The organism is Aurantiacibacter spongiae (assembly GCF_003815535.1).
GTDB lineage: Bacteria > Pseudomonadota > Alphaproteobacteria > Sphingomonadales > Sphingomonadaceae > Alteraurantiacibacter > Alteraurantiacibacter spongiae.
This window is the reverse complement of the sequence record NZ_RPFZ01000001.1, coordinates 1,075,580-1,086,234: the sequence shown is the minus strand read 5'-3', so window position 1 is coordinate 1,086,234 and position 10,655 is coordinate 1,075,580. Positions and strand designations below refer to the sequence as shown.

The following is a 10,655-nucleotide window of genomic DNA, read 5'->3' as shown; positions in this document are numbered from 1 at the left end:
AAAGCGACGCGACGAACGGCAGGCATTCGCGACCTGACCACGGAAAAAGCATTATGGGGGGCGCCTTGTCCGCGCGACTGGAACTGGATCGCTACCCGCTTACCGGGCGGTTCCTTCTCGGACGCCTTCGCGATGCCATGAGCGAGGATGAAAAGGCGACGATCGAATCGCTTATCGAACGGGTCGAAGACTTCGATGCCAGCCAGCAGATACTCGCCCGGGGACAATTGTGCGACAAGTCCACCGTTCTTATCGAAGGGTTCGCGCTTCGCACCATCGAGGAAGGGAACAAGCGGTTTGTCGTCGGCATTCAGGTGCCGGGCGACTTCATCGACCTGCATGCCTTCGCTCTCAAGCGGCTGGACCACAACATCGTAACGCTCGGACCCGCGCGCGTCGGCTTCTGTTCGCATAAGCGGATCGAGCGGGTGATGGAAACCAACGCCCATCTTGCTCGCCTGCTGTGGTTCTCGACCCTGCTCGACGCGGCCATTCACCGCGAATGGATCATGAAGCTGGAGCAATTGCGCGCGTCGCGCCGTGCCGCGCACATCCTGTGTGAGATCTGGCAACGGCTCGATTTCGTGGAACTGGGCCGCCTGGGCCGCATCGAGACGCCGCTCACGCAATCCGACCTCGCCGACATGTGCGGGACGACCGCCATTCATATGAACCGCGCGCTAGCGCAGTTGCGCAAGGATGACCTCGCCCATTTCCAGCGCGGATCGGTAAAGGTCCCGGACCGCAGACTGCTGGAACGCTATTCCCATTTCGATCCGACCTACCTCTATGGCGAGGGCGTGCTCGGGATGCAGGGCGAACTGACCATGAAGAACGGTGAATGAGAGGCGGGGCAACCACTCGTGCGAAAGCGGGAAAAGTCCGCTAGGCGCCGGGCATGGCGAAACCACGATACGCGCCCCGCAGGAAGCTGAACTGGAAAACGCTGGCGCTCGTCGCCCTCCTGCATGTGCTGGTCGCGATCGGCCTGGTCCGCACCTTCGCCCCCGATCTCACCGATCGCATAGTGGAGACAGCGACGAGCTTCACCAGCGTGACGGTGGCGACTTACGAGGAGCCACCGCCCCCTCCGCCAGAGCCCGAACCCAGCGAGCAGCCCGCTCGCCAACCGTCCGTCCGGGACGAGGGAGCCGCTGCCGAGGCGGGCAAGCAGGCCGTCGCACGGGCCGAAACCGCGCCCGATCCGGCCGTCGTGCTGCCCAACCCGAACCCCGCGCCCCGGGCATCGTCCACCGGCACCGCGAACAATTCCGGCGGAGCGGATCAGGGGAGCGGCACCGGCGCCGGCGGCGAGGGCGAGGGTACCGGAAGCGGAAACCGAGGAGCGGGTCGCGGGTCGGGCTCCGGCGGCGGCGTGGCCGTCGGCCCGTCGGTAAAATCCGGACGGATCGACGCCGTGCGGGACTTCCCCATTCCGGAGGGCGGACGGGCTTCGCGTGCCGGAACCTCGGTCGTCGTCGAATTCACCGTTGGCGTGGACGGACGCGCCCACGATTGCAACGTGACCCAGCCAGGACCGGATCCGGCAACGAATGCCCTCGTATGCCCGCTCGTCATCGAGCGCATTCGCTTCAATCCGGCGCGCGACCGCGACGGAAATCCAGTTCCTGCACGCTACGGCTGGCGGCAGGACTTCTTCCGTCGCTAGAAGGGCCTATATCGCTCTCGCGGCAACCAGGCGGGCAAAGGACAAGACATATGACGAGTATCCACCCGGTAATCCTGTGCGGCGGTAGCGGAACTCGGCTCTGGCCGCGCAGCCGCAAGGCAAAGCCCAAGCCTTTCCTGCCCCTCGTCGGCGACCGGACCTTGTTCGAGGCGACGCTCGCCCGGTGTCCGCCGGCGGAGGGGTTCGCCTACCCCGTCATCGTCACCGGTGCCGTACATGTCCCGCATGTCGAGACGCAAATCGGCGAGGCCACGGACGCGCGCATCGTCGTCGAGCCCGCCCCGAAGAACACTGCGGCGGCGATCGCACTCGCCGCGCAGCGCCTACCCACCGATGCCGTCATGCTCGTATGTCCGAGCGATCACCATATCGGAAATCCGAAAGCTTTCCGACAGGCCGCCCACGCGGCGGCGCGGCTTGCGCGCGATGGGATGATGGTTGCTATGGCGATAGAGCCCACGCACCCCGAAACCGGATACGGCTACATTCGTCATGGCGAACCGATCGAGGGCGGCGGGCGCCGCATCGCGCAATTCGTCGAAAAGCCCGATCTGGCGCGGGCGACGCAGTTCCTGGCCGAGGGGGGATACAGCTGGAACGGGGGAATTTTCGCGTTCCGCGCGGGCGATTTCCTGGAAGAACTGGCGACATACCGGCCGGCGCTTGCCGAAGCAGTGCGCCGTTCGGTGGAGGAGGGGTGCGAAACCGGGTCTGCATTTCATCCAGACGCCGGGCACTTCGCGAAGATCGAGCCGGAATCGGTCGATTATGCGGTGATGGAAGAGACGCGCCGCGCCGCGATGGTTCCGGCCGCGATGGGTTGGTCCGACATCGGCGGCTGGCCCGCCCTTCGCGACACGCTCGAAGGCGACGAGCGTGGAAATCGCACGAGGGGGAAGGTGGAACTGCGAGATTGCCGCAACGTGCTTGCCGACACGGACGGACCACGCATCTCCATCATCGGTATGGACGACATCGCCGTCGTGGTCGATGGGGACGAAGTGCTCGTGACTTCGATGAGCGGTGCTCAGGAAGTCGGCAAGCTCGAAGGGGCAGCCAATCAGTGAGGAACAGCGTTTAGTCGCCGTCCCGCTTTTGCGACAACTGACTGACCAGCCTTTGCAGGTCGTCCCTGGTATAAGGCTTCTGCAACACGCCGCGGGCCTCGCTTTTCGACAGTTGCTGCACCGCGTCGCCATAGCCGGTCACGAACCAGAACGGCACTGACCTTTCGGTCAGCTTGCGGGCAATCGCCTCGCTGGTTCCATCACCGAGGTTGAAATCGAGCAGAGCCAGGATCGGCTCCTTCTTGGCGATCTCGGCCAAGGCCGTTTCGGTGCTGCTCGCGACAACGACATTCGAAAAGCCGATCTGACGCAACATTTCCTCGGCGTCCATCGCGATGATCATGCTGTCCTCTACGACCAGGACGGGGCGATCGGTTTCGTCTTCCGCAAAATCCTCCGCCGCGACGCGTTCCGCTTCCGCTTCAGCCTGCCCTTGCGTGGCGGGCTGTTCGTCCGGCGCGGCCTCGGCGAAGCGCGAAGGAATGACGAAGTCGGCTTCCAGACCGCTCAGCTTGTACCGAACGTCTGCATTGCCCTTGAGTTCGAATGGTATCGACTTTTCGATAATCGTGGAGCCGAAGCCGCGACGCGTGGGGGCCTTGACCGGGGGGCCTCCGTGTTCGCGCCAGGCAATTGCAAGGTCGCGATGCTCGGTGAAGGAGATCTCGATATCGAGCGAACCGCTGCTGTCGCAAAGGGAGCCGTACTTGGCCGAATTGGTCATCATCTCATGCACGACCAGAGCGAGGACGGTATAGGCCTCCGGATTGACCAGGGCATCCTCTCCGGTGATGTTTACCCGGTTCGCCTTACCGACCAGATAGGCCTCCGCTTCCGACTTCAACAGCTCCACCAGCGATGCCGACGCCCAATTCTCGCGCGTGATGTGATCGTGCGCCATGGCGAGCGCGCGGATACGGCCGCCGATAAGGTCGGCGAACTGATCAATAGACTTCGCCTCGCCCTTCGATTGGCCGATCAGACTGCGGATGAGCGTCAGGATGTTCCGCACGCGATGGTTGAGTTCCGCGATCAGCAATTCCTGTCGTTCCTGAGCGCGGGCACGTTCCTGAACCTGTTCGTCCGTCACGCGCAGGATGACCTCGAGCAGGGTCACGCGCAGGCGTTCCGCTATGCCGAGCTCTTCTTGCGACCAGTCGGCAGAGCGGCCGCTGACCGATTCCTGCCAGGCGGCGAAGCTCTTGCGCGGCGTAAGCCGATCGCCGTTAGGGCCGATGGTCGCGACCTTCTCCGGATTTCCCGCCCAGGTGACGGTCTGCTGCAATTCCCGGCGCCAGAGGGTGACGTAATCGCGCGGGCGGCGCGATACCGGGATGATCAGCGCGCCCACCACGCGACCGGCAAAGGCCTGGGCCTTGGGGATGAGGTCCGCCAGCGCATCCGAGTGCACGATCGAACTTGTAGACGAGGTGTTGAGAGCAGGCACCAGAGCCCGGAATTCTTCCTCGTTGGGTGCAGCCCCGCGCGAACGGTATTCCCCGTTGATATACGCGCTCAGCCCGTCATGCGGAATTAACTTCGCCAGCGCATTTTCGATCACTTCCAAATTGTCCGCCAGCGAACTGCCGCCGATCAGCTGGCTCATCAACCGGTCGTGCAGGTCGCGCGCCCGTTCCTTCGCCGCGTTGCCCGCCGCCATGATCGCGATTTCTAGCTGAAGCGAAAATAGCTGCGAGAATAGTTCGGCGGCGGTGCGCTGTTTGAACGGCAGGCGGCGTGCGGAATAGTGATGACAGGCAAACAGCCCCCAGAGTTTCCCCTCCACGATGATGGAAATGGACAGCGAGGCGCCGACGCCCATGTTCTGGAGATATTCGATGTGGATCGGGGAAACCGCCCGCAGCGTGCTCTTCGACAGGTCGAGCGGATCGCCTCCTAGCGCAGTGCGCGGCTCGAGCGGCACCGGTTCGGCGTTCACGTCACTGATGATGCGAAACAGGTTGGTACGGTAGAGTCGCCTCGCCTGCTGCGGGATGTCCGTCTTGGGGTAGCGAAGCGAGAGAAACGTATCGAGATGCGATTCTCTCGCTTCTGCAATCACCTCGCCGCTTTCGTCCGGATGAAACTTGTAGACCATGACCCGGTCAAAACCGAGAAAGCGCTTGAGCTGCGTCGCGGCTTCCTCGCACAGGTCTTTTGCGGATGTCGTATGCTGAAGGCGTTCGACCATAGGTCGCAGGGCGGCGGTGTATTCGATTCCGGCGCCGGTATCGCTCGGTTCGATCTCGATGATATTGTAAGGACCGGTCGAATGGACTGCGATGTCGAACGGGCGCCCGCTTTCATCCAGATCGATACCGAACAGGCGTTCGACGACGCCGAGCTTGCCGGCATCCCCAGCGTGCCTGCGCAGACTCTCGAGTGCAGCCGCGCTGAAATGATCGGCTAGCCTGTCACCGATCTCGACGGGTTTGCGCAACCCCAGGACTTCGTGGCAATTCCGGGATTTGAAAGCGACGTTCCAGTCCGACGTCACCGCAATCAGCGCGCCGAAGTCCTGGATCAGGCCGAGCTGATGGATCGGCTCTCGATCGCAACTCGTCAGATCAACCTCGTAGCTGGTCTCGACATTCATGCCGCGAGCCTGGAGGATGCGCCGTCTACAGCGAACGCCCGGAGAAACCGCGCAAACACCGCCCTGGCACCCAGAACGGCGGCCTTGCCCAGAGCGCGCGAGACATCCCGCTCGATCGCGGGGCGCAAGCTTTTCCAGAACGCCATCATGGCTTGATCGCCGAAGAACGACACCGGCAGGTCTGATTGTGCATCGGCAAGAGACTTCAACATCGCCCGATTACCCAGATGCGACCCTGCCAGTGCCCAGGCAAGACCGATCGGGTCGGCCCCGTCGGGTAGTGTGAAGCCCTCATCAAACTTCGGCGTCGACCGACCGAGTAGGGCAAGGTCGTTGGCAATCAGCGGGCAGGCTGCGGGAGGCGCGCTATGCGAGGCCATCGTCCGCGCGGCCCAGGCTTCGATCGGACGTCGGGCGACGAATTGCCGTTCCAGGAAGCGGACATACTCGTCCCGGTCGCGAAGCGATGCGGGCACCGTTCGACTATCCAGGGCGTCGTGCAGCGCAGCGGTTTCGCCCCTGAGGAAAGTCCGTAGATGAACCTGATTGCCGTTATCGGCCAATGGCGACATATCCCTACATGAAAGGCGGCAGTCAGGCCCCGATAGACCGGACTCGTCAGCCCTTAAAGCACTACAAGCCTCTCATTTGGCAAAACGTTCCACGGATTGAAAGGGCAGGGTAAGCGCAATGAACATGGTGGACGGGTTCATCGCGCAGACCATCCAGCTGTCCCTGGCGCCGGTTTTCGTTCTGGTGGCCATCGGCGCTATCATGAATATCCTGTCCACCCGCCTTGGCCGTGTCGTCGATCGCTCCCGAGCCCTCGTAGAGCGACATGGAGCGACCGAGGGAGCCGAGCATGATAACATAGTTCGCGAAATGCGCACCATAGACGCGCGCATACAGCTGATCGGTGATGCCTTGCTGCGGTTGGTGACGGCGTCACTCATGATCGGCGTAACCGTGGTCCTCCTGTTCCTGGAAGAGTTCGCGCATATCGGGCTCAATCCGGTGGCAGCGGGCACGTTCATCCTCGCCATAGCCTTGCTGATGTGGGCGCTGGTCCTGTTTCTGCGGGAAACGCGGCTTGCGACCGGAGCGCTTCGCATTCCGGCCAGCCTGCTAGAATACGACCGACAGCTTTAGCGAGAAGTGCGTTCAGTCTTTCGGCGCAGCGAGAAGGCGCTGACCCTGGTCCCGGATCGCTCCCTCGACGATCGGTTGCACGAACCCGAGCGCTGGCGGCAGAATCATGTGGAACACGACCTTGTGATCGTGAATGTCGACATGTCCGGTTATCGCCTGTCCGAGCGCCGTGACGGACAACGCCATACGGTCCTCGCTCGGCCAGCTGGTCTTCACCTCGGCCATGCCGCCGGGGATGCCGGCAGCGATGCGATGGGAATTGTCCCTGAACCGGCGGCGAACCTCGTCGCGACCCAGGCTGTGGGGTATCTCTACGTCCATCAGCGATCGTCCAGAGGTACGGAAGACGGTGCCGCTGGCTGCGGGGGTTCGGCCGGAACGGGCGGCGCGGAGGGGGAGGGCAGGGCAGTCTCCGCGTCACCATAGCGGTAATCGAGGTAACGACTCTTGATAGCCAGATCGTCGAGCGAACCTTCGGCAAGCTGCCGCGTAACGTGATCGATCTCGCGGCTTATCTTGTCCAGCGAATCGACAAGCTGCGCGTCGGGTGTCGAGCCGGCACGTTCCTCGCCCCGCAAGTTGCCGGGTATGCGCCGATAGCTGTCAATCGTCTCGGGCAGGTGTTCGCCGACCAGCTTGCGCGTTTCGCGAGCAGCGGGATGGGCAGGATCGACATTGGCCAGTTGTCGCCCGAGTTCATCAAGCTGTACGCCCAGGTCATCGACCAGTTTCACCGCCGGGGGCGGGAGGGCGGGGCGCTGGCTTTCCAGCCACAATTCCGTCTGCGCGACCAGTTTTCCGGCGTCATTGGTGCGTGCGAGGTCGGCGCGCTTTGGCTCCCTGACACGGGGGAACTGGGAAAACAGGATCGCCGCCGCAATCATCGCGAAGGCCGCGATCATGACGCCGACGAACCCGATCCCGTTGAGGATGATTCCCGCCGCGGTCATCGCCGCCAGAATGGCGAACACGGCGATCCCGAAATAGCCCGCCCGCTTCAGCAGGTTGCGAGCCTTCGCCTTGCGCGAACCTTGTCCGATGGATACCCGGCGGTGCCGCCCGCCGGAGCGGTTGTCGCGCACCAGTGCCCGGCTCTCGGCCAGGATCCGGTCGGAATTGCGCGTCAGGTCTTGGACCATCGGAATTCCCTTTTCAGCCTTCCAGGCTCAGCAGGCCGCTGTCGTTGACCTGCTTCGCCGCCTGCGATTGCCCCTCCGCCCGGGCGATATAGCCCTTGGAGCGCTCTACCTCGTCCGACAGCACGTTGACCGTCTGCTTCATCGAATCGAGCGCGCGAAGCTTGAACTGATCGACCTCGTCCATAGTGTCGTAGATGTTCTGGAACGCGCGTTGCAGCGTTTCGAGCGGGATCGTGCTCGCCGCTGCCTGCTCGTGGATCTTGCCGGTGTTGTCGCGCAGCATCTGGCTCGTGGAATCGATTATACCGGCGGTAGTCTCGTTCAGCGCGGTGATCTGCCCCAGAACCAGCTTCTGGTTGGTCATCGCTTGCGCCACCGTCACCGCTGTGCGCAGCGCGCCCACCGTGGTGGTCGAGGCGCGATCGACGCCCTTCACCAGCTCGACGTTGTTCTTCTTCACCAGGTCGAGCGAAAGATAACCCTGCACACTGACCGCCATCTGCGTGAGAAGGTCCTGCGTGCGCTGCCGGACGTAGAACAGAGCTGTCTCCCGGATCGCCTTGGCCTTTTCCGGATCGGTCAAATCGAGCTCGTTCGCCTCTTCCTCGAGCCGGGAATCCAGCGTCTTGCCGATGTGAATCATCTGTTCGAGGTTGCCCATCGCCTCCCACAGCTTCTGGCGCTCCACATCGATGGCGGCATTGTCCATCAGCAGTTCGTCCTTGCCGCTGGAAAGACGCGCGAGGATCGACTGGATGTGGCCCTGAGCGGAGGTGTAGCTGTCGAAATAGTTCTTCAGCTTGTTGCCGAAGGGAATGATTCCCAGGAACTTGCGTCCTGTCAGCTTGCCCTTGCGGCCGGGATCGAGTTCCTCGACCGTACGGCGCAATTCGGTAAGGTCGGCGCCAACCCCTGAATCCTGATCCATCGCGCGTACCGGCCGATCGAGGAAGCGGTTGGACATCTGAGCCGCCGCCTGGATCTCCTTGCGCCCCATATTGGTGATCTGGTCGACCTTTTTGCCGAAGTCGGGAGAATTGGCATCGAGCGCAACCAGTTCGGAGACGAAGCCGTCCACTTTCTCGTCGAGAGCCGATCGTTTCTCCTCGCTGACCGGAACAAGGCCCGCAGCCTTTTCCGGCGCCACGGCAGGAACCGGATCGGGAGGGGTCAGATCGAAATCGGATTTTACCGCCGTAGCCGTCGTTGCCGGTGCGGGCGCGGATGCGGGCGGAGCCGTTTGCGGGTCAAGCTGATCGCTCATTCTCTTTTCGTCCTTCCGTCCGGGTCATATGGCAGCGGCAAGTGTATTATGCAAATACAACAGCAAGAGGATGGCAATGCCCAACGCCCGGCGCAAGAGGCATCGCGCGTTCACCGCTTTACGCGGCCCCGTTCACGGACGTAAGGATGGACTTCGGGCGCATCGGGCGGGGGACGGCATTGGCGAGCGAAGCGGTCAGCGGCACTCCTGACAGGAGCAAGTCGGGAGGACGCGAACCTGACGACGGGCCGACCCTGCCGCTGGACCGGACGCTGACGAAGTTCCGTCGTTGGTGGCGCCTGGCGGTCGTCGAAAGTGTCGATCGCGCCGCGGTCATCGAGGCGCGGCGGGAAGAAGCCTATACTAGTCCGCGCTACCTGTTCATGCTGGCCATGTCCGCCGGCATCGCGATGCTCGGCATGCTGCTGTCGAGCCCCGCCGTGGTGATCGGAGCGATGCTGATCGCGCCGCTGATGGGACCGATCATCGGTGCCGGTTTCGCGCTCGCCATTGGTGATTACAAGTGGCTGCGCGGATCGGTGCGGGCATTGGCGGCGGGGATGATCCTGGCCGTGGCAATTTGCGCCCTGATCGTGTTCGTCTCGCCCATCCAGACGGTGACGCCGGAGATTGCGGCACGAACCCGCCCCAACCTGTTCGACCTCGCAGTCGCCATCTTTTCCGCGCTGGCGGGCGCCTATTCGATGATCCGGGGCCGGGAGGGGACGATTGTCGGCGTAGCCATTGCCACCGCACTGATGCCGCCGCTCGCTGCGGTCGGTTTCGGCCTGGCTACGACGAACTGGACGGTTTTTTCCGGTGCCTTGCTGCTGTTCGTGACCAACCTGATGACCATCGCGCTGGTGGCGACCGTCATGGCGCGCATTTATGGTTTCAGCGCTGCCCTTTCGGAAACACAGACACGGTTGCAGACCATGATAATCGTTGGCGTGTTCGTCGCGCTCGCCATTCCGTTGTACCTGGCGCTCAAGCAGATCGCGTGGGAATCCATAGCGCAACGCCAGATCCGCGATACGGTACTGTCGCAGTTCGATGGCGATGCGCGGATATCGCAGCTGGATTTCGATCTCGAGGCCGATCCCGTCAGCGTTGACACGACCGTCCTGACGCCGACCATTCACGCCGGCGCGCAGCGGGCCACTCAGGACGCGCTTGCCGACCTGCTGGAAGAGCAGGTCGATCTTCGTCTCACGCAGTTCCGCGTCGGCACCGCAGCACAGGCCGAGGCCGCTGAACTTGCCGCGGCGAGCGCGCGGCAGGAACAGCAGGCCGAGGCCGCGATGGCAGACCGGGCTCGTACTCTCGCCCGCGACCTCGCGCTCGTCGCGGGGGTCGATCCTTCGGACGTGCTGGTGGATCGCTCCGAGCGGCGCGCGCTCGTGCGCGCCCGTCCGCTCCCCGGAGCGACGCTGGCCACTTACAGAACGCTCGAGGCGCGCATAGCCGGCGCCTTTGACGGATGGCGTGTCGCGATCCAGCCTCCGCTCGCACCGTTACCATCGATCGCGTTCGCCCAAGGGGAACCGACCGATGAAGGACGCGCGGCCCTCGCCTTGATCTCCTGGGCGGCGCAGCGGCGGGATATGCCGGTGATGCTGCAGGGCGGAACGCCAGCAACTCGCGAACTCGCCGCCGCGATCCTGCGTCAGGAGGGCATCGACATCACGCTTTCGGTCGGCGGCCCGCTGATGCAGGCAAACTGGCGGACCGATCTGGAAGGAGAATAATG

General features: G+C 63.3%; 10 protein-coding genes. 5 read left to right on the top strand and 5 right to left on the bottom strand.

Features of this window, described 5'->3' with window-relative positions:
• The first annotated feature begins 65 nt into the window (after positions 1-65).
• From EG799_RS05275 to EG799_RS05265, 3 genes are read left to right on the top strand one after another with little or no spacing between them, the layout of a single operon-like run.
• Positions 66-845: a Crp/Fnr family transcriptional regulator gene (locus EG799_RS05275; protein WP_234029033.1), complete on the top strand. Its 780-nt coding sequence runs from the start codon at positions 66-68 to the stop codon at positions 843-845.
• 53 nt (positions 846-898) lie between these two features.
• Positions 899-1,669 carry a hypothetical protein gene (locus EG799_RS05270; protein WP_123879192.1) on the top strand — a complete coding sequence of 257 codons (771 nt, stop codon included), beginning with the start codon at positions 899-901 and terminating at the stop codon, positions 1,667-1,669.
• Between the two features lie 50 nt (positions 1,670-1,719).
• Complete coding sequence (locus tag EG799_RS05265) at positions 1,720-2,757, top strand: mannose-1-phosphate guanylyltransferase (RefSeq protein ID WP_123879190.1); 1,038 nt, start codon at positions 1,720-1,722, stop codon at positions 2,755-2,757.
• Between the two features lie 10 nt (positions 2,758-2,767).
• Here the strand turns inward: EG799_RS05265 and EG799_RS05260 are convergent, their stop codons facing one another.
• Positions 2,768-5,353: an HWE histidine kinase domain-containing protein gene (locus EG799_RS05260; RefSeq protein ID WP_123879188.1), complete on the bottom strand. Its 2,586-nt coding sequence runs from the start codon at positions 5,351-5,353 to the stop codon at positions 2,768-2,770.
• Positions 5,350-5,916 carry a biliverdin-producing heme oxygenase gene (locus EG799_RS05255; RefSeq protein ID WP_123879186.1) on the bottom strand — a complete coding sequence of 189 codons (567 nt, stop codon included), beginning with the start codon at positions 5,914-5,916 and terminating at the stop codon, positions 5,350-5,352. Before EG799_RS05255 ends, EG799_RS05260 begins: the two co-directional genes overlap by 4 nt.
• 127 nt (positions 5,917-6,043) lie before the next feature.
• On the opposite strand from EG799_RS05255, the gene EG799_RS05250 reads away from it, so the two are divergent.
• Entirely contained in the window at positions 6,044-6,502 is a 459-nt protein-coding gene (locus tag EG799_RS05250; RefSeq protein WP_234029032.1) for a DUF2721 domain-containing protein, read from the top strand.
• A 12-nt stretch (positions 6,503-6,514) separates the two neighbouring features.
• Here EG799_RS05250 and EG799_RS05245 read toward each other — a convergent pair whose 3' ends face one another.
• Genes EG799_RS05245 through EG799_RS05235 form a run of 3 tightly spaced genes read right to left on the bottom strand, consistent with a single transcriptional unit; the run spans position 6,515 to position 8,905 of the window.
• A complete protein-coding gene (locus EG799_RS05245; RefSeq protein WP_123879184.1) occupies positions 6,515-6,823 on the bottom strand; it encodes a polyhydroxyalkanoic acid system family protein in 309 nt (102 codons plus the stop codon).
• Positions 6,823-7,641, bottom strand: a complete 819-nt coding sequence (locus EG799_RS05240) for a hypothetical protein (protein WP_123879182.1) — start codon at positions 7,639-7,641, stop codon at positions 6,823-6,825. The genes EG799_RS05245 and EG799_RS05240 overlap by 1 nt, the downstream gene beginning before the upstream one ends.
• 13 nt (positions 7,642-7,654) lie before the next feature.
• A complete protein-coding gene (locus tag EG799_RS05235) occupies positions 7,655-8,905 on the bottom strand; it encodes a toxic anion resistance protein (protein ID WP_123879180.1) in 1,251 nt (416 codons plus the stop codon).
• A 146-nt stretch (positions 8,906-9,051) separates the two neighbouring features.
• Between EG799_RS05235 and EG799_RS05230 the strand changes: the two genes are divergently transcribed.
• Positions 9,052-10,653, top strand: coding sequence for a DUF389 domain-containing protein (locus EG799_RS05230; RefSeq protein WP_234029031.1), 1,602 nt, complete (start codon positions 9,052-9,054; stop codon positions 10,651-10,653).
• Positions 10,654-10,655 lie beyond the last annotated feature (2 nt).

Bases quoted from the DNA above. Each gene is read 5' to 3' on its own strand.
- EG799_RS05270 (WP_123879192.1), top strand. From the start codon at position 899: ATGGCGAAACCACGATACGCGCCCCGCAGGAAGCTGAACTGGAAAACG.
- EG799_RS05260 (WP_123879188.1), bottom strand. From the start codon at position 5,353: ATGAATGTCGAGACCAGCTACGAGGTTGATCTGACGAGTTGCGATCGA.
- EG799_RS05250 (WP_234029032.1), top strand. From the start codon at position 6,044: ATGAACATGGTGGACGGGTTCATCGCGCAGACCATCCAGCTGTCCCTG.
- EG799_RS05265 (WP_123879190.1), top strand. From the start codon at position 1,720: ATGACGAGTATCCACCCGGTAATCCTGTGCGGCGGTAGCGGAACTCGG.
- EG799_RS05235 (WP_123879180.1), bottom strand. From the start codon at position 8,905: ATGAGCGATCAGCTTGACCCGCAAACGGCTCCGCCCGCATCCGCGCCC.
- EG799_RS05245 (WP_123879184.1), bottom strand. From the start codon at position 6,823: ATGGACGTAGAGATACCCCACAGCCTGGGTCGCGACGAGGTTCGCCGC.
- EG799_RS05230 (WP_234029031.1), top strand. From the start codon at position 9,052: ATGGACTTCGGGCGCATCGGGCGGGGGACGGCATTGGCGAGCGAAGCG.
- EG799_RS05240 (WP_123879182.1), bottom strand. From the start codon at position 7,641: ATGGTCCAAGACCTGACGCGCAATTCCGACCGGATCCTGGCCGAGAGC.